The following is a 21,945-nucleotide window of genomic DNA, read 5'->3' as shown; positions in this document are numbered from 1 at the left end:
AAGTAACTAGGAGCTAGCGAGGCTCATCCGAATTGGCCTCATTGGCGGTGTCGGTTTCGAGCGCCGTGCGGCGGGCGCTGTAGGCGACGAGGCCGGCGCCTGCCGCGGCGAGTGCTGCGGCGGCTGCCGTAAGGGGAGCGTTGACATCGCCCGTGCCCGCAAGCGCGCCCGCTTTTCCGGAGCGCTTTTTATTGCCGTGATTCTTGCCGCTGCCAGATCCACTGCCGCCTCCGGAGCTGCTTCCGCCGGAGCCACCTCCACTCGTGCCGCCATCGCCGTCGACCGTCATCGGGGCGTCGTGAAGTCCTGTCGTATCCGCGCTGTCGCATACGCCGACCTGAACTTCTGAGCGTTCGCATGTCGCGTCGGGCACATGAAGCTCGTGCAGTACGGCACCCAGCGCCGAGTTTGCGCCTGGTCGAATTTCCTCGAGCGTTACGGGATCGAGCGCCACCAGATCACGCGCTTTCGCATACAGCGTTACGCGTTTGCCCACTTCGTCGCTCCAACTCTCGGGGATGGCGAAGCTCATGCGGAACTGTGCCGTGCAGCCTGGTGCCAGCACGGCGTTGCCATTGTCGGCAACCAGCGGGTGCGTCGCAAAACGTGCGCCCAGCGTCTCGAGCGCGTACTTCACGCGTGCCATGTCGTTGGCCGAAGCATCCTCGGCGAGCTCCGGATCGTAGATTGATGCCATGCGTGCATTCGCTCCGAACCCGATGGATGCGCTGGAGAACGGCTGGCTGGAGCCCTCTCGGTACAGATCGATCGTGCCGGCGGTCAGCAAGGTGTTGCCGTCGTTTCGCACCGTGACCATAAAGGATTCGCCTGCTGCTCCGGGCACCACCGCACCCGAGGTAGCGACCGCGCCCGTCGGAGTGGCACACGCCACCAGGGGCACTTCGATGCCGTGCAGCTCTGCCTCGCTCTTCTCCGCGCTCACAATGTGCGTGGCGAGCGCGGAGAGCATGCCTCCCGACGTCAAAAATGTCGTTATCTGATCGACGGGATGGTCCAGCTCGCACATCACGAACGGTTCCGTGAACAGATCGCCTGCCAAGGTGCTGGCGAAGATGCGGAAGTGCTTGCCCATCACTGCTACCGGGTTGCCTTCTTCGTCGTAGGTCTGTCCCACCTTGCCGTCGGTGTTCTCTACATAGAGCACGCACCTGCCGTTGTTGCTTACGCTAAACGATGCCGGGCCACAGCCTGCGGCACCCACGGGCTGCGTTGCAAATGCCGATGCGCCTCGCGTCCAAGTAATATGCTGCAGTCGCTCGTTGACGGTAGCCAAAAAGCCCGTGTGCTGCGGCCACGGCACCGCGTGGGGTACTGCGGCATCTGGCGACATAACGCCCCAACCCGCGATGGATTGGCCGATCACGGCGTACGATGCACAGCCACAACCGTCTGCGGTCTCGTACGCAACGGGCACCACCATTTTGCCGTTGATATTCTCGGGCGCGCCCAGCTCGATACTCGACGGTGCCTGCGGAAAGCGGAGAACTTGGCGGAACGTCAGGCTATCGCCCGAAACGTCCGACCACAGGGTGAAGCACTCCAGCGCAACCTCTGCCTCATTGCCCAGCGCCTTTTCTGAGGTGGCTCCGCGGCGATGGAGATAGGCGCCCGACAGGCGGCCGTCGACCAGCGTCTTACCCGCTGTGATACGCGGGCACTGCAGGCAATGGTAACCGTCCTCCTGCAGGCGCCCGCGCGAGATGCTGCGCCACGACGTGTGCGATATCACGCGAACTTCGCTATTACTTATGCGCAGGCGCACAACGGACAGTATGCCGGATGTGCTCGCCGCATCGAAAAAGGTGTTGTCGCCGTCGGGGCGCTCGCCCGAGACCAGCAGCACGTAAGCGTCCTGGTTTTCTCTTCCGTCCGTATATTCCACTACGTCGAAGTCGTAATCGAATAGGCCGTCGCGCTCCACGTCGCCCTCGCCAAAGCCAAGGGGGAAGTCCACGGGCGTGGGAGCGGACCACGTGCCGTTTGCCTTTGTGTGCACCACCAGGCGCGAGCGGCCATTGTCGCCGTAGCGCACCGAGGCGATACGGAACAGGCATTCTACGCCGGCGATCATTGCCAGCTTCATGTGAGCTTCGCTGAGCACGCCAGTAAACAGCACGTTGTCGCTCGAGGGTTTTATGCCGCCACGCTCGTCCTCCGACACGCCGGCAGAATTGGCGTTGGGGTCCGCAACGGCGTTCGTCGCCTGAACGATGTAGGTATACTCATACATCGGCGCGGCGTTTTCGTCGTTCTCTATCAGTGCGTGGACGAAATGCTCGACCTGTCCCGTGTCGTCGCTCTCTGCATCCGCCTCGAGCTCAATGCGCGTGACCGCTTGATCCCAATCGCGCACGACAGGCGCAACGTTTGCGGCAGTGGCATTAACCTCGGCGCGTGCGAGCAGCTCGGCGTTGGTGACGATGGTGGCCGATGCGATAAACTGCGGCACACCACCTGCCTCGGCGTTGCCGGCCGAGCCGAAGCAGGCATCCAGCGTATAAGGCGTATCCCCACCCAATGCAAGCTCAGAGCACTGGAGTACATACTGGTCGCCGTTGTTCACCGACATATTCCACGAATCGAGGAGTGTGGGCCACGATCCCGACCAAGCTTTGGTGGTCCACTTGAACATTACGAACTGGAGTATCACATCGACATCGACGTCTGCACCTACGCGCAGTCGCGGAAGCTGGTGTCCATCCGCCTTCTCGTACCCAATGAACAACGTGAGGGATGCGGCGCCGCGCACGGCAGACGAGGCGACGCCTGCAACGCCGGCGCCAAAGGTGACGGCAAGCCCGATCTGGATGGTGAACGAGCCCGACGTGTTGGAATAGTCGAGCGAAATGTTCTTGAAAAACGCCGCGCCGCTGCCGTGCGTGTGGGCACCCACGGCGAGCGCCAGCTTCGCCAGCACCCAGGGGTTGACGTTTAGGAAAAAGGGCACCGGTCCCAAGGTGAACTGCTCGGTCCAATTGAGGTCGGTTCTTACCTGGAAGAGAGCCTTAATATTGCCGTATGCGGGATCGTTGTTGTTGCCCCAGGTTTTGCCCACCCAATCGTAGGCGAGCGAGCCATACAGCTGTGTGGCGATATCCATCGTGAACAGCGGCGTGCAATGGTGGCGAAGGAGCTTAGTGTTTCTTGGATCGGTGCCCGAACCGGCACTCATACTCTTGTACTGATTCCACTTCCCCTCCATCTCGTCGAGGTAGCGGTTTGCCTGCTTGGCGCCCGATTCGCGCGGCGATTTCTTCCAGTATTCCGGATCAGGGTTGCCCGAATCGTTCATATAGCTGGCTGGTTTGTATCCTCCGCCAAACAGCACGTATCCGGCAAACGAGAAATCGAACAGAATGGGGAACGAGGGCATCCAGCAGGTGAACTTGTTGCCGCCGATGCCGGGAAACGCCGCTGGGAAATCAAACGGAGTGATCTCTTGGTCCATGGTAGTGGGGACGATAGTGGTCGATCCGGATTCCGCCTTTGCGGCCGGTGCGGTGACAACGGCCATGGGGGAGGAGAGCGTGTAGGTTTTGCCCTGATAGTCGAGGACAAAGCGCAGCTTGCATCCTTCTTCCAGAAGGACCGATGCCGCGTCGAGAAACTTGTCTTCGAGTGTGAACGTTGCCAGATTGTCCGAACCCGATGCACTGGCCTTGACTTGGCCAATCTGCGTGACGGTTTCGGGCGAGCTACCCGCAGCGGGCATTACCTTGTTGATGTGCAGCGTTGCCTGTCCACCCTGTGGCAGATGTGCCTGCACGGTAAAGGCGTGCGTGTCGGGTTGGTCGTTTCCGGCGTCGTCCTTCGGCAGTGCCATAAACGTGGCGTCGGCGTACTGGATGTCCCATTCGTCGAATGTGAGCTGGCGAAAGTACGGCTCGCCGTCGGAAAGCGGACGCGTGGGCGCGGTTATGGCGGTGCCGCCCTGGATACGCGCAAGGGGAATCTCGACATCACGGTAGCCCGCCACGCTAATGGAGATGCCGCCGTTAAAGTCGTACGCGTCGAGAAGCGTTGCCTCGTCCACGTAGCCTTCCGAAAGCGGCGCGACCTCAAAGATGGCCGTGCCTTCGTCATCGGTCGTGGCGGTGAGCTGCTTGCCTGCGGCATAGCGCGATGTGAGCGTGACCTGGGCACCCGTGATGGGCGTATTCTTGTTGGCGACGTCGACCACGACCACACCGAACATGGTGCGCGAGAGAACGAGCACCCTGAAGGGGTCTTTTTCGTCGGCATAGGCTTCGGTGGGCGCGAACGGCAATATGAAGGCGTTTGCGCTTCCCGGCGCGCGCGGCAACATAATGCTCGCCAGTGAGGACGCTCCGGCAACGAGTAGCGAACGGCGATCAAGCATTTTGGGCTCCCATCCCGCAGATATCGGTGGAAATAATCCAATTTTGCGAGAAGGTGCCCCGTGGTGGTAGTGCCGTTCAAGGGTCAAAATGTCCAAATTGATCGAGCGAAGCGCCGGGTTCCGGAACGCGTTCGATGCGCTTGGCAGCCCGGTTGTTAACGCAACATATGCGCGACCAGCTCGGCGCGTGTGCCGATACCAAGCTTTGCGTATACGCCGGATAGGCGGTTTTTGACGGTGCCCGGCGATACTCCCATATGGCGTGCGATTTCGGCGTTGGTCCACCCACGACAGGCGAGCATGGCCATGGTGAATTCCGTGGTCGTTAGATCGTCGGCCACGTCCTCGCCCGAATCAGGGTTGTGGATGCGCCGCCAGCCGTAGCTGAAGCGGTACGTGATCTCGATGATGCGCGCGAAGTCGTCTGGGTATTGCGTTTTTAGGCACGCCTCGATGAGCCCCTGTAAAAGGCCGTGGTGCTCGCCAATGAGCTCGATAAGGCCGTCGGGGCGCGCAATGCCCCAAGCGGCTCCGAAGTGTGCCTTTGCGGCGTCGATGTCCTTGAGGCTCATGCATGCCATGGAGGCTGCCAGGTGCAGGAACAGTTCCGAGATCGGATAGCTTCCCTGTTTCATGATCAGGGCGTTTTCCGCCATGCCCAGGCTGCGGCCGTATTCGCCGCGCAGATACAAGGCGTGCGCCATCACGTAGCTGGCGAACAGGCGCAGGCCTTCGGGCAGATGCGCCGCAAGTGGATAAAACTCTTCGGCAGAATACGGGGAAGGCAAGTGCAGCAGGACGCTTGCGGCCGAGGCGAACAGGATATGCGTGGCGTGGATAGCGGATGATTCCTCGTCGGCCGGCGTATCGAGGATGCCAGCAAGGCACCGGCGGGCGTCGGCGATACGGTTGAGCGACAGGCTGGCGTATCCGCAGATAAAGCATGCGGAATAGCGCAGTGCGGGATCGGTGGCGTCAAGATAGGGGCGCGCCGTCTTGGCAGCGAGGGTGGCCTGCCCGCGAAAGTACAGCGCTTCTGCTGTGGCAATGGCGCGCGAATCGGGGTCGGAAATGCCTGCAACCGCAGCGTCAATCTGCCCCGGCACAAAGGCGGTGCACATCAACGGCATGGGAACGCATGGGTAGCCATCGCAGTCCATCTTCCATCTCCCAACAGCTGGCAACAATAGCAGCAATTGTACTCCTGTTGCTCGGGACTGGAATTTGTGGGTATCGCCGACGATTATGCCGAACGTATAAAGGAAGACTAGCGGCTCTCTTGAACCCGAGGTCGAAGGGGGCGTTGTACAAGGCATATGGGGCCGAGTGGAAGTGGATCAAAAGAGCGTTACTTGACGTTTCATGCATAATGCCAACCGCCCCGCGACATCACGTTCGCAGCGCGCAGGGGCCGGAGAATCTTCGCGATGAGAGTTGACGTCTAATACCTTGCATCGTATAGTGTGTATAGCATAGTATATGACGAGAGGAGGTGTGCGGATGGAGGCCCAGATGAAGCGCGGCTTCCTGGAGGCCTGCGTGCTCGCGGCCGTCTCCGGCGAGGAGTCCTACGGCTACCAGATCGTGAAGGACGTGCCGGCGAGCATGGGGCTCACGGAGTCGACGCTCTACCCGCTGCTCAAGCGCCTGGAGAAGGCCGGGTGCATCACGGCGCGCTCTGCCGAGCACAACGGGCGGCTGCGCCGGTACTACCGCATCACGGACGATGGGCGTGCGCGCATCGAGGAGTTCCTGGCCGAGTGGCCGTCCGTACGGGAGATTTACGCATACGTTGAGGGGGCGCACCATGACGCGCGATGAGTTTCTGGGCCGGTTGGGCGAGCTGCTTGCCTGCCTGCCGGCCGAGCAGGTGGAGGAGACCAAGGCGTTCTATGCGGAGGCTATCGCCGACCGCATGGAGGACGGTATGAGCGAGGAGGAGGCCGTGGCCGCCATGGGCGCCCCCGGCGAGGTTGCCGAGGCCACGCTCGACGACCTGCCCGCCGTGCCGCGCGCGATCGCGAGGACGCGCCGGCGCAGCACCGCGCTGCTGTGGGTGCTGACCATCGTGGGCTCCCCGGTGTGGGTGCCGCTGCTCGCCGCCTTCGCCGCCGTGGCCGTCACGGTCTATATCTGCATCTGGGTGCTGGCGCTCTGCGTGTGGATCGTCGCGGCGGCACTCGGGGGCGTGGGCGTAGTTGGGCTCCTGCTTGCCGTAAGCGGCGTCACCATCGGCCACTTCCCGTACGCCCTCGCCTCGGCGGGCGTGGGGCTCGGCCTCGTCGGCGTGGCGCTCTTCGTTGGTGCTGGCGCTTGGGCCGCCTCAAAACAAATTGCGCGCCTCTCGGCGCTCTGGGCGAGGAAGGCCGCCTCGCCCTTCTGGAAGGGTAAGGGCGAGAAGGGCGGCGCTGCCGCGCATCTCGCGGCGTAGAAAGGAGTGAGTACCATGACCAGCGCGAAGAAGATCTACCTCGCCGTGGCGGGCGGGCTCGTTGCCGCGGGTGTTGTCCTCGCGGGCATTGGCTTTATCGCTTCGGGTTTCGACCCGGCCGTGTTCACAACCCAAATCGACACGCGCGACAGCACCATCGTGCTCGGCGGCGTCGAGGTGGACGACCCGACGGGCCTCCCCCTCATCGAGCAGCTCGCCGGAATCGGCGAGGTCGACACCTCCGGCATCACCGCGTCCGAGTCCCCTGCTGCCCCGGAGGCGCCCACCGCTCCCTAAGCATAGCGTGCCCGGACGCCCCGTCCGTCGGGCTGTGCAAGCCTGTGGAACCCGGACCTCAACCCCAACCCAACCGGCCTCGAGCCTGCGTCGATTCGCTCCCCGTCCCGCGCGGGGGCCCATGACGCATACCCAAAATCCATCCGAGGAGAAAGGAACGCAATGACGACAGCCATGCCCCTCCGCCTTCACGGGGTCACGAAGGCGTACCGCGGGAGGACCGTCCTCGGCCCCATCGACCTCGCCCTCGAGGCGGGGCGCGTCTACGGGCTCATCGGCGAAAACGGCGCCGGGAAGTCAACGCTCATCTGTATCGTCACTGGCACCGCCAGCCCCAGCTCGGGCTCGGTTGAGCTGTTCGGCGAGCGCGGCGGGCGCGGGCTTGCCGCCGCCCGGAGGCGTATGGGCTACATGCCCGACGCGAGCTCGGCCTACCCGGGGCTCTCTGCGCGGGAGAATGGATTTGCAACGGTTGCTTAAACATTTTTTACAGGGACAGCCCTGCGTTCCTGAACTCAACTGGGCTCATGTAGACCAGTGTCGAAGGGGCAGTCGCCCCAGTCCGCGTACCAGACCTGTGTGCCGCCGAGGGAATACTTCCTCCAGTAGGGCCAGTGCGGGACGTCCATCCTCTCTTCCTTTCGGGGCGTCAGGCGCCGGGCCCAAGGCCGCACCTGCGCCCCAGCTCCGCCACGAGGGCGTCGTTGTCTCTGACCGAGACGATGGCGTCGCCGTCGTAGGGCGCCTCGATGTAGACGCGGTCGAGCGAGTTGGCCGTCCCCGCCCAGAGCGTCCTGGTGCGCCGGACGCCCCGCACGTGGGCGTAGGGTATCACCGAACGCGTCCCAGCGTACACGACGACGAGGCGGTCGCCGTAGAGCTCGAGGCGATTGCTGCGGACGGGAAGGGCAGCCAGGGCCACGAGGGCCGGGATGGGCAGCAGCGCGAGCCAGCCCCATAGGAGCGCGGGACTCGAGCTCAGGAAACACGCGATACACGCCGCGGATAAACCGCCCGCCACAATCACCATGGCCGCTATGAACCACGGGTCTGTCCTGCCGGGGAACACCCGCTCCGGCCGCTCGCCCTTCTCACCCATTACGGCCCTTCCGTCTCTTGCACCCCTCCCGGAACTGTCCGCATCAGTATAGCCAATGCTTTTTCTGATTTGTTGAGAAGCCGGCATTTGGGGGCATTTTGGATAGCGAACAGTTCAAACAAGAAGCTGAGAAAATAGAACAAAGCCTGAGTGCCTTGAGAGTCGCCGAGCGCAATGCAGTGATTCCCTTTATGAACGGCGACTTTACCCAATGGGATCTATATCTGGCATCCTCCTCTGAGTATGCGATGAGACTGATAGACGGATTTATCTCCATGCTCGAATCGAGGAATCTTGTTTGCGTCGCCCAGCTTCTCCGCGCACAGGTTGGAGTCTGCCTGCGGACATTCGCGTTATTCGCCGCCGAAGACCAGGATGACTTTCTCCCAAAAGGCTGCCAAGTACCATGGCGTGAGCGTTGGGGTAGCCATCATTCAGCGTGGATACATCCGGATGCGCATAGATCCAGACGATTCCAACGTTCTCGTATTTCCCGTGCAGGTAATCGAAGAGGGCAAGCGACACCATGCGGTTGCCGCCGACGGTCACGACTCTGTCGGGGTTTTCTGCCGTAAGCTTCCTCTGCGCATCCTGAATCCCCGCCAGGACTTCGTCCTCGGCATAGATGCGAACTGCCTCCCATTCCTCATATCCAAGTTTTGGGACGCGTTTCACAATGCCGAGTGGAACCCCTGGACAGTCGGATCACGTGGTGGCCCCCTTTGAGAGGGTCACGAGCATCACGGTTCCGTTTTCGGAACTTGTTTCGACCTCTACAGCGCCACCGTGAAGCGCTGCAATCTCCCAAACGAGCGCTAACCCGAGCCCTGCGCCGCCGTATGCCCTGCTGCGGGATTTGTCTAGACGAAAGAACGGTTGGAAGATGCTCTCACGGTACTGCTTGGGTATTCCCGGGCCCTGGTCCTCGACTCGCAGGAGCACGTGGCTGTCGCTGTCGCTGATGGAGACGTTGACAGTCGAGCCGGAGCGGCTGTAACGGATGGCGTTTTCGGCCAGGTTAAACACCAGCCGATAGAGGAGCGTGTCGCTCCCGATTACTAAAGCGTCTCCAGCACAATTGAGGGCTATGCCCTTATTTTCGGCAAGTGGCGCAAGGTCGGTGAGGACCTCTTCGGACAAGGGACCAAGTTCAACACCGTCCTCGCAAGGAACGCTGCGGAGCTCACTCATCTCGAGCAATACCTTGGTCATTCGAGACATGCGCTCGGTTTGTTCTTGTAGCAGGCTAAGCAACTCGGCTGTTTCGGGTTGCAAACCGGAGTGCTCGGAGATGAATAGTTCAATCTGTGCTTGCATAAGGGCAAGCGGGGTGCGCAGCTCGTGTGCGGCGTTGCCGGTAAACTGACGCTGTGCAGAGAACCCTTCACCAAGCCGGGCGATCATGTCGTTGAATGAGACGCTGCATCGCTGTAGCTCGGTGGGTACATCTTCACTGAGTCGGATTTCGCTTAGGTTGTCAGGCTGCACACGCTCAACCTGGGCTGCAAAAGCCCGTAGCGGTTTGAGTGCACGGCCGCTCACAAAGTATGCCAGCACGCCGCCAAGGAGTGTGACTCCAGCCGTGATGTACCAGGTTGTCGTGCCAAAAGACTCCTGTGCGTCGTTTACGACGATCGTGACCTTGTCATCGGGGGTCGCTTTCGTTGGGTCGAACGCCTGGGGCGAATCTTCGCCGGTTGCGTTAAAGGCCGAGATGTTGCTGCCGATGGCATCCATGTAGCGCATGCCCGTATAGCCGACCAGGCAGTTCGTCAGCACGCACGCCGCACACGTCAGCAGTGCCGTCATAATCGTTATGCGCCATTGCAGCGAAAGCCTTTTCATTCGCCATCCTCCATAACGTAGCCCTCTCCAATCCGATTGCGAATCGGGTCGTATCCCAAAGCGCTGCGTAGCTTTTTGCGGAGTGACGAGATGTGAACGCGGGTTGCGTTGCTAAAGCTGTTCACGCTGCTATCCCAAACGTGCTCGATAAGCTCCTCTTGACTTACCGGACGCCCCTGATTAAGCATCAGGTATTCCAAGATTCCCGTTTCCTTGCGCGTAAGAGATAAAGCCTCACTGTCCACGGAAGCGATGCGCGCCTTGGTGTCAAAGCGGAGCTTTCCGCAGGTTAATACTATGTCGCTTTGTGCGAAGCGCCTGAGGGTAAGGCTGCGGATCCTTGCCGCAAGTTCGTCCAGATGAAACGGCTTGGTGAGGTAATCGTTGGCGCCGGCATCGAGTCCGTCGACTTTATCGGATACTTCGCCACGTGCGGACAGAATCAGCACCTTGGTCTCGCAGTCGGTTTTCCTAAGTTCCCTGAGCACGGTCATGCCATCGATACGGGGAAGGTTGAGGTCGAGCACCACGAGGTCAAAGACTTCGACGCCCAGCAGGTCGAGCGCCTCCCGTCCATCGTGACAGCAGTCGACGCTGTACGCCAAGTTTCGCAAGCTGCGCGCGATTGCATCGCACAGTGCTCGCTCGTCTTCGACGATCAAAATACGCATAACAGTCTCCTTGCACATTCCAAATCGCGCTTAACACGGATTTTATAGTCGATATGGTCCAATGGTCGCGTAACGAAAGGAGTGGTTGGGTTGTTCAAAGCGGTAAAACCCGTGGTACAGGTCGCTTTGTTGATCGTCGGAATTACCATGGTGTGCTTTGGTGTTATGCGTGGCGAGGCGGATGCCGTGCTGGCCAAAGCGATTAGGCTGTGCTTGGAGTGTATCGGAATTGGATAAAAGAGAAAACACTGCGTCGCATGTTTTGGCCCGATTTCGCGGATTCATTCAGGCGGCGGCGACGCTGGTCACCAACATTCACCTGCCAAACTTTGCCAAAGGCGGCATCTATCAGGGCGCGGGAAAAACAGTCTGCGTACCTGGACTTAACTGCTATTCGTGCCCCGCGGCATCGGGTGCGTGCCCCATCGGGTCGTTTCAGTCGGTGGTAGGTTCATCCAAGTTCAACTTTTCTTACTACGTCACCGGTACGCTCATTTTGCTCGGCGTGCTGCTGGGACGCTTTGTATGCGGCTTTCTGTGTCCGTTTGGCTGGCTGCAGGAGCTGCTTCATAAGATTCCCAGCAAAAAGTTTTCGACGAAAAGGGTCAAGACGCTTACGTATATCAAATACGTTGTACTGCTATTTGCCGTGGTATTGCTGCCTGTGCTGGTGGTCAACGATCTGGGGATGGGAGATCCGTTCTTTTGCAAGTACATCTGTCCCCAGGGTGTGCTCGAGGGCGCCATTCCGCTGGCGGCTGCCAATGCCGGAATTCGATCTGCGCTGGGACATCTCTTTACTTGGAAACTTGCCGTTCTCATTGCCGTGGTAGTGCTGAGCGTTTTGTTCTACCGCCCCTTCTGCAAATGGATTTGTCCACTCGGCGCATTCTATGCGCTCATGAATAGGGTGTCCCTACTGGGGATTCGGGTTGACGCATGCAAATGTGTCTCGTGCGGCAAGTGCTCAAAGGTTTGTCAGATGGACGTTGATGTGGTCCGCGCGCCCAATCATGCCGAATGTATCCGGTGCGGAAAGTGCATCGGGGCCTGTCCCGTCGACGCCATCAGCTATCGCTATGGCCTGGATGTGTCGGCGGAAAAGCTCCCCTTGACCGCCGATAAAAAGTAAACAAGCTTCGACAAAACGGAGGAATGACCATGAAGCTTTCTAAGATTGCGGCCCTGTTTATGGTGCCAGTATTGGCCTTGTGCCTTGTGGCGTGTTCGGCGCCCAGTGGCAATGCGAGCGAATCTGCGAGCTCCGATCCTAAGATCGCAGAACTCACTGCGCAGAAGCCGACCAATGCCGATGAGGCCGCCGAGCTGTATGCGAAGCTCATGAAAAAGGAGAACGATATCCTTTCGAGTGATAACGCGCTGTGGGAAAAGGTATTCAATGCGGCAAATAAAGACTCGGTAATGATTGAGGACGGCAGCAATTACGGCGATTTCCTGCTCAAGACCATCGACGGCGCCAAGGATGAGTTCACGGCGGATGAGCTCAAGACGCTCAAGGCCGGTGCGCAGCAGATCAAGGAGATCGAGGACAAGCTCGAGAGCTTGGAGAAGGAGTTCCCCGGCTGTGGAAGCACACCGAGCGAAGGCGAGAGCGTCGACGCTTCGGCCGCTGGCATGACGGCTGGTGCCAATGCTTCGAGCGAGGCGACGAAGTTCCCCAGCTTTACGGGCAAAGACCTGGATGGCAACGACGTGAGCAGCGACGAGCTGTTCGCTAAGAACAAGGTCACCGTCATGAACTTCTGGTTCACCACGTGCAAGCCGTGCGTGGGTGAGTTGGGCGACCTTGAGGACCTGAATAAGGAGCTTGCCAAGAAGGGCGGCCAGGTCGTGGGCGTCAATTCCTTTACGCTCGATGGCAACAAGGGCGAGATTACAGATGCCAAGGACGTGCTGAGCAAGAAGGGCGTGACATATAAGAACATCTGGTTCAAGTCAGATAGCGAGGCCGGTAAGTTCACGTCAAATTTGTTCTCGTTCCCGACAACGTATGTCATCGATCAGAACGGCAACATCGTAGGGGATCCAATCGTGGGAGCCATCAGCTCCGCCGAGCAGCGCGCAGCACTCAACAAACTTATCGACCAGGCGATTGCGAATAGCGAGCAGTAAAAAACGCGTAAAGCATAGCGAGGATCGTGTGTCGCTGTGCGAAGTAGTCCGCTACCTTTCAAGATAAGCTCCACCATATAGAGGTCCCGCTCGGGACCTCTTCTTTTGAGCACCGTCCCGTTCGTTTTTTGGCGCGGTTCGTTACATTCCTCACTGGCGCCGGCAAAAAATGGGGATAGAGTAGGACAAACGCGTCGAATACGAACGGCGGGGGAGAGCGGGCAGGGTGCCTGCGCAGGAGAGGTTGCCGTCCATGCTGGAGCTCAAAGGTATTTGCAAAAGGTACGTCACGCAGTCGTTTACGCAGGTGGCGCTCGATAACGTGAGCCTGTCTTTTCGCGATAACGAGTTCGTGGCCATTCTGGGACCTTCGGGGTCGGGTAAAACCACGATGCTCAACGTTATCGGTGGGCTTGATCATTTCGATTCCGGCGACCTGCTCATCGATGGCATTTCAACCAAGGACTTTCGCGATCGCGATTGGGATGCCTATCGCAACAACCGCATCGGCTTTGTGTTCCAGAGCTATAACCTCATTCCACATCAGACCATTTTGGAAAACGTGGAGCTGGCGCTCACGCTCACGGGCGTGGGGCATGCCGAGCGCCGCCAGCGTGCGCGCGAGGCGTTGGAGAAAGTCGGCCTGGGCGAGCACGTTAACAAGCGTCCGAGTCAGCTGTCGGGCGGGCAGATGCAGCGCGTGGCCATTGCCCGCGCCCTGATCAACGACCCCGAGATTGTGCTGGCAGACGAGCCGACCGGCGCCTTGGATTCAACGACATCCGTACAGGTCATGGATTTGCTTAAGGACGTGGCGCGCGACCGCCTGGTCATCATGGTCACGCATAATCCCGAGCTGGCGTACCAATATGCCACGCGCATCGTCAACCTGGCGGATGGCAAGATCACCGACGATTCCGATCCTTTCGATGTCGCTGACGTCACGCGCCGCGAGGCCAAGCCTACGCGCAAAACCTCGATGAGCTTTGTGACGGCGCTGGGGCTTTCTGCCCGAAACCTTATGACCAAAAAGGGCCGTACGGCCATGACTGCCTTTGCGGGCTCGATTGGCATTATCGGTATCGCGGCGATTCTGGCGCTGTCCAACGGCGTAAACGGCTACATCAAAAAGGTCGAGGAGGATACGCTCTCGAGCTACCCGCTCACCATTTCCAAACAGGATTACGACCTGTCGTCCATGATGGGCGGACAGAGGGCCACGGATGACGATACGTCCAAGAACGAGGGTTCGTCCGACGACGGCACCGACGGCAAGGCTCAGGGGACCGATAGGATCCCTGTGGTCACGGCCGTAAAGGATATGTTCGCAAGCGTTAAGTCCAACGACATGACGAGCTTTAAGGCATGGCTCGATGCCGGTGGCGACGGCATCGATAAAGAGGTCAACGCCATTCAGTACGGCTACGGTGTATCGCCGGTTGTCTATCGTGCCGGCAAGGGCGATGAGAAGCCTGTCCGGCTGGTGCCCAACGCCATGACCGAGGCCATGAGCGGCGGCGCGAGCTCGGCAGCAATGGTGAGCATGGAATCCATGGGAACCTCGGTCTTCAACGAAATGATTGACGATCAGAGTCTGCTCGACAGCCAGTACGATGTCGTTGCCGGTCATTGGCCTACGTCTGCTAACGAAGCCGTAATGGTGCTTTCGAGCCGTGGAACGGTGGGCGACTACACGCTCTACAGCATCGGCGCGCTGGATATCAACGAGCTCAACGACCTGGTTAACAGCGCCATGACGGCTGACGGTAAGATCGAGACGCCCGAGACCGGCGCCGACTTTACCTACGACGATGCGCTGTCCACGACGTTTAAGGTGTTGTCGCCGGCCGATGCCTATCGCAAAAACGAAGAGACCGGCATGTGGACCGACATGTCTGGCGACACCGACTTTATGGCCGCCAAGGTTGCCGACGGTATCGACGTGCACATTGTGGGCGTGGTGCGACCTAACGAGACGGCCAATGCGAGTGCGTTGTCTCCGGGCATTGCCTATACGCATGCGCTGACTTGCCAGCTTATGGAGCGCGCCGCCGATTCGCAGATTGTGCAGGAGCAACTCGCCCACCCCGAGACGGATGTCTTTACGGGCAAAACTTTCGACGAACTGCAAGGCGAGGCCAAGCAAGGCGTGGATCTGGGCAGCATGTTCAGTGTGGACGAGGCGGCGCTGAAGAACGCGTTCTCGTTTGATACATCTGCGCTCTCGGGTGCGGCCGGCAGCATGGACCTGTCGGGTCTTGACCTGTCCGGGCTGGACATTGACCTTTCGGGTGTTGGGAGGGACATCGACTTCAGCGACATCATGGCCAAAGCGCCGGCTCCAGATTTCTCGGGCGTCTTTGACGGTCTGGAGCTCACGCCTGAGCAAATGCAGCAGGTGGGAACGCTTGCCAACCAGCTGTTTGAGGGATTTTTGCAGTCGGAGCAGTTTAAGGCGTTGTCGCCCGAGGATCTTAAGGACGCGTCGAAGCTCGCCGCCGCGTTCTCGACGTATCTTGAGAATGATGCTGCAGCCCAGCAAATCCTGGCCCAGCTCAAAGCCCTCGGCGGCGATGCCCTGGCCGAGCGCCTGCAGCAGGCGATGACCGACTATGTGCAAAAGCAGCTGGCTCCGTATTTGCAGCAGGCTATGGATCAGGTGATGAAGTCGATCAGCGATCAGATTGCGGCGACGGTGTCAGCTCAGCTCAAGATAGGCGCGGCAGGGCTCATGGGCCAGATGGCGACGCAGATGTCTTCGAGTTTTGCCAACCTGGCGAGCGCCATGCACGTGGATGCGAGCGCCTTTGCTCGTGCCATCCATTTCAACATGGACGCCGAAGACCTGAGTTCGCTCATGATGAGCTATGCGAAGGCGTCGAAGCTCACCTACGACAACAATCTGACCACGTTGGGCTATGCGGATGAGGCGGACCCCATCTCGGTTAAGATTTTCCCGCGCGACTTTGAGGCCAAGGAGCGCGTACTCGATCACATCGACGCGTACAACAAGCAGGTCAAAGCCGCTGGCCATGATGATCGGGCAATTTCGTACACCGACTACATGGGCATCATCATGGGTTCGGTGACCGACATCGTGAACACCATCAGCTTGGTGCTCATCGCATTCGTGAGTATCAGCCTGGTGGTGAGCTCTATCATGATCGGCATCATCACGTACATCAGCGTGCTGGAGCGCAAAAAGGAGATTGGCATCCTGCGCGCGATCGGCGCGTCGAAGCGTAACGTGGCCAACGTATTCAATGCCGAGACCTTTATCGAGGGCCTCATTGCCGGCGTCTTTGCTGTTGTCGTCGTGGTGGCCGTAAGCTTTCCGGTTAATGCCTGGGCGCTTGCTGCCAAACAAGTACCCAATCTGATGAGCCTGCCCGTGCAGGATGCGCTGGTGCTCATTGCAATTTCGGTACTGCTGACGGTCGTTGCCGGCCTGCTGCCGGCCCGCAGCGCATCCAAGAAGGACCCTGTCGAAGCCCTGCGCTCCGAATAATGTGACAAAGGGACAGTTCCTTTGTCACATTGAGCGGCTTGTGAATTCGAGGTCTAATACTTTTCCGACAAGTGAACGAGTCAAAATGGACCCCCGAAGTATCGACACTTTTGAGATGCAATTTCCTGCGGTTTTGATTGTTAAATCCTACGGTTTTGGCGTCAGAAAATGTCGATGCTTCGGGGGTCCAAAAACGGTCGTTCACTTCTCGGAAAAGTATTAGACCTCGTTATATTGGCGGCGTTCGCGAGCGGCAACCAGAGTGCAGCCTCCTAGCTCTTCTTTGCAGAGAGCACAAGGCTAATCCGCGACGCTTTCGCACACGGGCTCCAAGGCGTCTTGCGCGATGGCAAGCTGCTCGGCGCCGCCCAGGTTGCGCGCGAGATTGTTATCGCCGTTCTTGAGCAAGCGGCCGGCAGCTTGCGTGGCGAGCACGCTGGCTGGAGTTCCCTTTGGCGAAACACAATGTCGTTGATCATTTGGAGTGGCAGGATCAGCAGACATGCTACGAATGCCATGATGAGCGCAATCGCTGCGATCTTGCCGTTCGTGAGCATCAGTAAATCGAAGGTGAATGGTTTTCCGAGAAGTGAACGACCTATTCTGGACCCCTGAAGCATTCGCACTTTTGGATGCAAAAACCGCAGGATTTGAGCGACAAAACCGCAGGAAATTGCTCTCCAAAAGTGTCGATGCTTCGGGGGCTCGATTTCATTCGTTCACCTCGCGGAAAACCATTCACCTTCGTTGCGCAGAGACGGCTGGAGGGGTAGTTGGTGCCGGGTGACCGCTTCTGTCTTGGGCGGATTGTCGACTTGGGCCTCCGACGCGCCTCGTTAGAGGTACCTTGCCGCGAGCTTCTCGAGTTCGGTGTCGCTTGCGTTGTTGAGAATACCGCCGTCAACGATCTTTGCGCCTGGAGCGCTTGCCCTAAGGGCCGACGCCGTCTTGCCCATTCCGCTCCCGCCCGAGGTGGCAAACAGGACGATTGTTTTGCCTGTCAGGTCGTAAGACTCGAGGAACGTGTTGACAATCGCCGGCGCCACGTACCACCAGATGGGAAATCCCAAAAAGATGATGTCGTAGTCTTTGATGTGCTCGACTCTGGAGGTTATGGCAGGACGGCAGGAGGGGTCGGCTGCCTCGAGTGTGCTGCGGCTCTGTTTGTCACGCCAGTCAAGGTCGGCGCTTGTGTATGGATTGGCGGGTGCAATGGCGAACAGGTCGCTGTCCGCTACACGAGCCAGGCGACATGCAACGTCCTTCGTGGTTCCCGTTGCGCTGAAATATGCCACAAGTATCTTAGCCAATGGAGTTCCTTTCGTTGCTGCGGTTTGTCCTTCATTCGGTTGAGGCGTTGCGTAGCCGGTAGATGAGATAGTCAAGGCGTTCGAGCTTCTGCTGCCCCAAGTGAATATCGTCGAGCAATTCGCGACGATACCGTTTTAGTAGACAAATACGCGCGCAGTCGCTGGCGGCCGAGCTGTACAGCTCGATGAGATCTTCGCTGCAGCCGGCGTCGTGTAGGCCGTCGATGATGTTGTCGTCCATGTCGTTACTTTGCGATTTTGACTTTGGTAGTGCCGGCAAGCGGCTTTTCGCCGGGACGGGCCTTGGGACCAACGAGCGCGTGCGGTTGATAAAGCTCCTCGAGGAAGTCGATCTCGGCGGGGGAGAGCGTTATGTCGAGCGCGGCTACGGCGTCGTCGACTCGCTCGGGCTTGGAACAACCCACGATGGGCGCCTCGACCCCACGCGCCCAGTGCCACGCCAGCGCAATCTGCGCCATCGACACGTCATGATCGGCGGCAACCTTGGCCACGCGCTCAACGATGGGCATGTCGATGGCGCGGTCATGGTCATACTTATTGGCCATGGTCATGTCGGTGGTGCCACGTGTGCTCGAGCTTTCCCACGTGGAGCGGCAGAGGTGTCCCGACGCCAGGGGGCTGTATGGCGTAAGGGCCATGTCGAACTGGCGGCACACCGGAATCATCTCCCGCTCGTCCTCTCGGTACAGCAGGTTGTAGTGGCACTGCATGCTCGTAAAGGGCGTCCATCCGTGGCCGCGCGCGACGATCTGAAGGTTGTGCAGCTGGTATGCATACATAGCGCTGGCGCCGAGTGCGCGAACTTTGCCCTCGCGTACCAGGTCATTGAGCGCCTCCATGGTCTCTTCCATGGGAACGTCGTAATCGAAGCGGTGGATGATGTAGAGGTCTAGGTAATCGGTGCCCAAGCGCTTGAGCGAGCCTTCGATCTCGCGTTTGATGCCGTCGGCGGAAAGGCCGCCCTCGTTGAAGTGAACCTTGCTGGCCAGCACGACGCTCTCGCGGGCGATGCCCAGATTGCGCAGGGCGGCGCCTATGTACTCTTCGCTCGTGCCAAAGCTGTAGCAGTTCGCGGTATCGATAAAGTTGATTCCGGTGTCGAGCGCGCGTTTGATGACGGCGCGTGTGTCGTCGGGTCCGATGGTCCACTGGTGGAAGTCGGGGCTGGCCTCGCCAAAGCTCATGCCTCCCAGGCAGAGTTTAGAGACTTTGATGCCGGAATGGCCAAGGGTTGTGTACTGCATGATGCTCCTATTTCTGGCTCTCAACGTCGGGGTGCCAGGCGGCATATTGCGCAAGCTTCTCGGGCGTGCGCTCATAGAAGGGTTTCCCGCGATCGAGGGCAGCCATGGCGGTCATGTCGCTGTCCGTGAGCTCGAAGTCGAAGACATCGATGTTGTCGGCGATGTGCGTCGGATTCTTGGAGCCTGGAATGACGATATTTCCCTCTTGGATATGCCAACGCATAATGATTTGAGCAGGCGTTTTGCCATACTTGACAGCGAGGTCGCGCACGACGGGCTCGTCCATGATGCTGCTGTTACCGCGCCCGCCGAGCGGGTACCACGCCTGCAACGCGATGTCGTGCTGGGCGAGCAGCTTCTTCAGTTCGGTCTGCGGGAAATACGGATGGCACTCGACCTGAATAAGGGATGGAACGATCTCGCAATTTGCGAGAAGCTTCTCGATTTCGTTCTCGTCGAAATTGGAGATTCCGATGGAGCGGAGCTTGCCTTCCTTGTACGCGATCTCAAGCTTCTCATAGCCCGCCAAGTAGTCGCCTGCGGGTTGGTGCAGAATCATGAGGTCGATGTAAGGCGTGTTCAGACGCTCGAGCGTTTCGTCGACGGCGGTGTCGCTGTTGTAAAAATAGGGCCAGAGCTTGGTTTCGAGATACACGTTTTCGCGCGGCAAGTCTGATTCGCGCACGCCACGACCCACTGCTCGCTCATTCACGTATGCATTGGCAGTGTCGATGAGCTCATACCCCATGCCGAGTGCGGAGGTAACCGACGATTGGGCATCGTCGGGTTTAAGCAGATACGTGCCAAGTCCTAGCTGGGGGATTTTGGTGCCGTTATTGAGCGTGATGTATTCCATGCGTTTCCTTTCTCGATGGTTCTCTTCTGTAACGATAGTTTCGAGATTTGATAATGTATATTGCTTATAGCGACTAGCTAGATATACGGATTACGTATGTAGAATGAAACGGACCGAATGAGGTTCCCCGTTGTGCACGAAGGGGCAAGTATGGAGCTGCGAACGCTGCGTTATTTTCTTGCTGTGGCCCGCGAGGAGAACATGACCGAAGCTGCCAACGTGCTACATGTGACGCAGCCCACGCTCTCGCGCCAGATAGCTGATCTTGAGCGCGAGCTGGGCGTGGAACTGTTCGAGCGCACCAATCGATCGTGCGTGCTCACGAGCGATGGCATGCGCCTGCGCCAACGCGCCGAGGAGATTGTCTTGCTGGTGGAGCAGACCGAGCTGGAGTTGGCGGATCGGGAGCTCGGCATTACGGGCGTTATCCGCATTGGCGCCGGCGAAACCAAATCGATGCGGCTGGTGCTCGATGCCTTTGCAGAGCTGCATCGGAATTATCCAGGAGTGACGATTGAGCTCTATACCGGTAACGCCGATGCGGTGGAGGAGCGTCTGGAGCGTGGCCTGCTCGACTTTGCGTTGTTGCTGGAGCCCGTTAACGTCGAGAAATACGAATGGATTCGTATGCCCGAGGCGGATCGAGTCGGTGCTGTTGTTGCCGCGAGCGGTCCATGGGGCGGCCGGGACGTGCTGACGCCTGCGGACGTGGCGAATATGCCGCTGCTGGTGAGTTCGCGCACCTCGAATCGAGCGCTGGACCTAGAAACGTGGTCGAGTGGCGTCCTTGGCGTCGATGAACTCAACATCGTGGGGCATTTCGACCTGATCGGCAACGCGTCACATCTGGTGCGTTCGGGCGTTGCGTGTGCGGTTAGCATTGGAAGCTTGCTGCAGATAGATGAAGGCAGCGATTTGCGTTTTGTCCCATTTGAGCCGCCGCTTACCATTGCGTCGTATCTGGTATGGAAAAAATATCGCCTGCGTTCCCGCGCCTGCGAAGAGTTTCTGAACCGTTTGAATAGGATGTGACAAAGGGACGGCTCCTTTGCCGCATTGATTTGAGAGTAGATGTTGATGATTCTATCGTTGGCCCCCATGGAGGGGATTACCGGGCATGTGTTCCGTCGCGTGCACGCGGAGTGCTTCGGTGCGCTCGATTGCTATTACACGCCGTTCTTGCCGCCGCCACGGGTGGGAAACCGCTTTGGCGGCAAGGCGTTTAAGGAGATCGATCCTGCCAACAACCAGGGGCTCAATGTGGTGCCTCAACTGATGTCCAAGAACGCGGATGAGTTTGTGTGGGCGGCGCACGTGCTCGCCGACATGGGCTACCGCGAGGTTAATCTCAACCTTGGCTGCCCCTCGGGTACGGTTGTTGCCAAGGGCAAGGGCTCAGGTTTCTTGCGTAATCTCGACGAGCTCGAGGTATTCTTGAGCGACGCGTGCGAGCGATCGCCGTTGCCGGTGTCGGTAAAAACCAGGCTGGGGTTGGAGCGCGATGACGAGTATGAGCGTGTGCTCGATCTGTATTGCCGCATGCCGCTGGCAGAGCTGATCGTGCACCCGCGCGTGCAAAAGGACCGCTATACGGGATCGCCGCGCAAGGAGTTTTACGGCGAGACGCTGGAACGTGCGCCGTTCCCCGTGGCCTATAACGGCGACATTTTCGATCTTGAGGATATGAATGCGCTGGTGGAGGCCTATCCCGGCACGCGCCATGTGATGCTGGGGCGTGGCCTGCTCGCGAACCCCGCTCTGGCTCGCATGGTCAACGGCGGTCCTGCTGCCACGGCAGCCGAACTGCAACGTTTCCACGACACGCTGTTTGCGGCTTATGCAGAAGAGATTGGCGGTAACGCGGTCTTTCGTATGAAGGAGTGGTGGTTCTACGCCAAGTGCGCTTTCGCCGACCCCGCTACCGTTCACAAGCTCGTACGCAAGACTAAAAAGGTCGACGAATATCGCGCCGCCGTCGAGCGCGTCTTTCGCGAGCAGCCACTTGCACTCATAGCTCGCTTCCACGGCTAGTTGGTCGTTGGGGACGTTCTTTAACGACTAGTCATTTAAGAACGTCCATTACAGTCGAAATTGTCAGCCCGGGACCGTCTCGGGCTACGATTGAGGCGCGCCCAGAACGGGCCGCCGA

21 protein-coding genes are annotated in these 21,945 nt (G+C 59.2%); 10 read left to right on the top strand and 11 right to left on the bottom strand.

Annotated elements, in window-relative coordinates:
• Window positions 1-13: 13 nt before the first annotated feature.
• Together I4W09_RS02415 and I4W09_RS02410 are read right to left on the bottom strand one after the other, a co-directional pair.
• Window positions 14-4,381, bottom strand: coding sequence for a hypothetical protein (locus I4W09_RS02415; protein WP_196031527.1), 4,368 nt, complete (start codon window positions 4,379-4,381; stop codon window positions 14-16).
• Between the two features lie 155 nt (window positions 4,382-4,536).
• Window positions 4,537-5,541, bottom strand: coding sequence for a helix-turn-helix domain-containing protein (locus I4W09_RS02410; protein WP_230318628.1), 1,005 nt, complete (start codon window positions 5,539-5,541; stop codon window positions 4,537-4,539).
• A 340-nt stretch (window positions 5,542-5,881) separates the two neighbouring features.
• Here I4W09_RS02410 and I4W09_RS02405 point away from each other — a divergent pair, with 340 nt between their 5' ends.
• From I4W09_RS02405 to I4W09_RS02390, 4 genes are all read left to right on the top strand, one after another.
• Window positions 5,882-6,202: a PadR family transcriptional regulator gene (locus tag I4W09_RS02405; RefSeq protein WP_006234594.1), complete on the top strand. Its 321-nt coding sequence runs from the start codon at window positions 5,882-5,884 to the stop codon at window positions 6,200-6,202.
• Entirely contained in the window at window positions 6,174-6,812 is a 639-nt protein-coding gene (locus I4W09_RS02400; protein WP_230318627.1) for a DUF1700 domain-containing protein, read from the top strand. Before I4W09_RS02405 ends, I4W09_RS02400 begins: the two co-directional genes overlap by 29 nt.
• Window positions 6,813-6,827: 15 nt before the next feature.
• The gene (locus I4W09_RS02395; RefSeq protein WP_161155314.1) at window positions 6,828-7,109 is read left to right on the top strand and encodes a hypothetical protein; all 282 of its coding nucleotides are present in this window, start codon (window positions 6,828-6,830) and stop codon (window positions 7,107-7,109) included.
• 174 nt (window positions 7,110-7,283) lie between these two features.
• On the top strand, window positions 7,284-7,589 hold the full coding sequence (locus tag I4W09_RS02390) for an ATP-binding cassette domain-containing protein (protein WP_161155269.1): 306 nt from the start codon (window positions 7,284-7,286) through the stop codon (window positions 7,587-7,589).
• A 169-nt stretch (window positions 7,590-7,758) separates the two neighbouring features.
• Here the strand turns inward: I4W09_RS02390 and I4W09_RS02385 are convergent, their stop codons facing one another.
• The 4 genes from I4W09_RS02385 to I4W09_RS02370 form a co-directional block, all read right to left on the bottom strand.
• Window positions 7,759-8,208: a PH domain-containing protein gene (locus tag I4W09_RS02385; RefSeq protein WP_161155268.1), complete on the bottom strand. Its 450-nt coding sequence runs from the start codon at window positions 8,206-8,208 to the stop codon at window positions 7,759-7,761.
• A gap of 267 nt (window positions 8,209-8,475) precedes the next feature.
• Window positions 8,476-8,883 carry an arginase family protein gene (locus I4W09_RS10635; protein ID WP_371732491.1) on the bottom strand — a complete coding sequence of 136 codons (408 nt, stop codon included), beginning with the start codon at window positions 8,881-8,883 and terminating at the stop codon, window positions 8,476-8,478.
• Window positions 8,884-8,913: 30 nt separating this feature from the next.
• The gene (locus tag I4W09_RS02375; RefSeq protein ID WP_196031525.1) at window positions 8,914-10,053 is read right to left on the bottom strand and encodes a HAMP domain-containing sensor histidine kinase; all 1,140 of its coding nucleotides are present in this window, start codon (window positions 10,051-10,053) and stop codon (window positions 8,914-8,916) included.
• Window positions 10,050-10,742 (bottom strand): response regulator transcription factor, encoded by a 693-nt coding sequence (locus tag I4W09_RS02370; protein ID WP_230318626.1) that lies wholly within the window; start codon window positions 10,740-10,742, stop codon window positions 10,050-10,052. The genes I4W09_RS02375 and I4W09_RS02370 overlap by 4 nt, the downstream gene beginning before the upstream one ends.
• Window positions 10,743-10,871: 129 nt before the next feature.
• Between I4W09_RS02370 and I4W09_RS10715 the strand changes: the two genes are divergently transcribed.
• The 4 genes from I4W09_RS10715 to I4W09_RS02355 all read left to right on the top strand — a co-directional run bounded on the left by I4W09_RS10715 (window position 10,872) and on the right by I4W09_RS02355 (window position 16,365).
• Window positions 10,872-10,961: a CD1871A family CXXC motif-containing protein gene (locus I4W09_RS10715; protein WP_022094046.1), complete on the top strand. Its 90-nt coding sequence runs from the start codon at window positions 10,872-10,874 to the stop codon at window positions 10,959-10,961.
• Window positions 10,954-11,856, top strand: a complete 903-nt coding sequence (locus I4W09_RS02365; RefSeq protein ID WP_196031521.1) for a 4Fe-4S binding protein — start codon at window positions 10,954-10,956, stop codon at window positions 11,854-11,856. The genes I4W09_RS10715 and I4W09_RS02365 overlap by 8 nt, the downstream gene beginning before the upstream one ends.
• Window positions 11,857-11,885: 29 nt before the next feature.
• Window positions 11,886-12,857 carry a TlpA family protein disulfide reductase gene (locus tag I4W09_RS02360; protein ID WP_196031519.1) on the top strand — a complete coding sequence of 324 codons (972 nt, stop codon included), beginning with the start codon at window positions 11,886-11,888 and terminating at the stop codon, window positions 12,855-12,857.
• Between the two features lie 253 nt (window positions 12,858-13,110).
• On the top strand, window positions 13,111-16,365 hold the full coding sequence (locus I4W09_RS02355; RefSeq protein WP_196031517.1) for an ABC transporter ATP-binding protein/permease: 3,255 nt from the start codon (window positions 13,111-13,113) through the stop codon (window positions 16,363-16,365).
• 300 nt (window positions 16,366-16,665) lie between these two features.
• Here the strand turns inward: I4W09_RS02355 and I4W09_RS10505 are convergent, their stop codons facing one another.
• The 5 genes from I4W09_RS10505 to I4W09_RS02335 all read right to left on the bottom strand — a co-directional run bounded on the left by I4W09_RS10505 (window position 16,666) and on the right by I4W09_RS02335 (window position 19,796).
• Window positions 16,666-16,800 (bottom strand): hypothetical protein, encoded by a 135-nt coding sequence (locus I4W09_RS10505; RefSeq protein WP_268865630.1) that lies wholly within the window; start codon window positions 16,798-16,800, stop codon window positions 16,666-16,668.
• A 401-nt stretch (window positions 16,801-17,201) separates the two neighbouring features.
• Window positions 17,202-17,675, bottom strand: a complete 474-nt coding sequence (locus I4W09_RS02350) for a flavodoxin (RefSeq protein WP_196031514.1) — start codon at window positions 17,673-17,675, stop codon at window positions 17,202-17,204.
• A gap of 31 nt (window positions 17,676-17,706) precedes the next feature.
• On the bottom strand, window positions 17,707-17,916 hold the full coding sequence (locus I4W09_RS02345; RefSeq protein WP_196031512.1) for a hypothetical protein: 210 nt from the start codon (window positions 17,914-17,916) through the stop codon (window positions 17,707-17,709).
• Window positions 17,917-17,920: 4 nt separating this feature from the next.
• A complete protein-coding gene (locus I4W09_RS02340) occupies window positions 17,921-18,940 on the bottom strand; it encodes an aldo/keto reductase (RefSeq protein WP_196031510.1) in 1,020 nt (339 codons plus the stop codon).
• 7 nt (window positions 18,941-18,947) lie between these two features.
• Entirely contained in the window at window positions 18,948-19,796 is an 849-nt protein-coding gene (locus I4W09_RS02335; protein WP_196031508.1) for an aldo/keto reductase, read from the bottom strand.
• Window positions 19,797-19,946: 150 nt separating this feature from the next.
• Between I4W09_RS02335 and I4W09_RS02330 the strand changes: the two genes are divergently transcribed.
• Both I4W09_RS02330 and I4W09_RS02325 read left to right on the top strand, forming a co-directional pair.
• Window positions 19,947-20,828 (top strand): LysR family transcriptional regulator, encoded by an 882-nt coding sequence (locus I4W09_RS02330; RefSeq protein WP_196031506.1) that lies wholly within the window; start codon window positions 19,947-19,949, stop codon window positions 20,826-20,828.
• Window positions 20,829-20,873: 45 nt separating this feature from the next.
• The gene (locus I4W09_RS02325; protein WP_196031504.1) at window positions 20,874-21,827 is read left to right on the top strand and encodes a tRNA dihydrouridine synthase; all 954 of its coding nucleotides are present in this window, start codon (window positions 20,874-20,876) and stop codon (window positions 21,825-21,827) included.
• Window positions 21,828-21,945 lie beyond the last annotated feature (118 nt).

The sequence above is a fragment of the Collinsella aerofaciens genome, assembly GCF_015670795.1.
GTDB lineage: Bacteria > Actinomycetota > Coriobacteriia > Coriobacteriales > Coriobacteriaceae > Collinsella > Collinsella aerofaciens_Q.
Note: the sequence above shows the minus strand (reverse complement) of the source record. Positions and strands in the feature narration are given on the sequence as shown.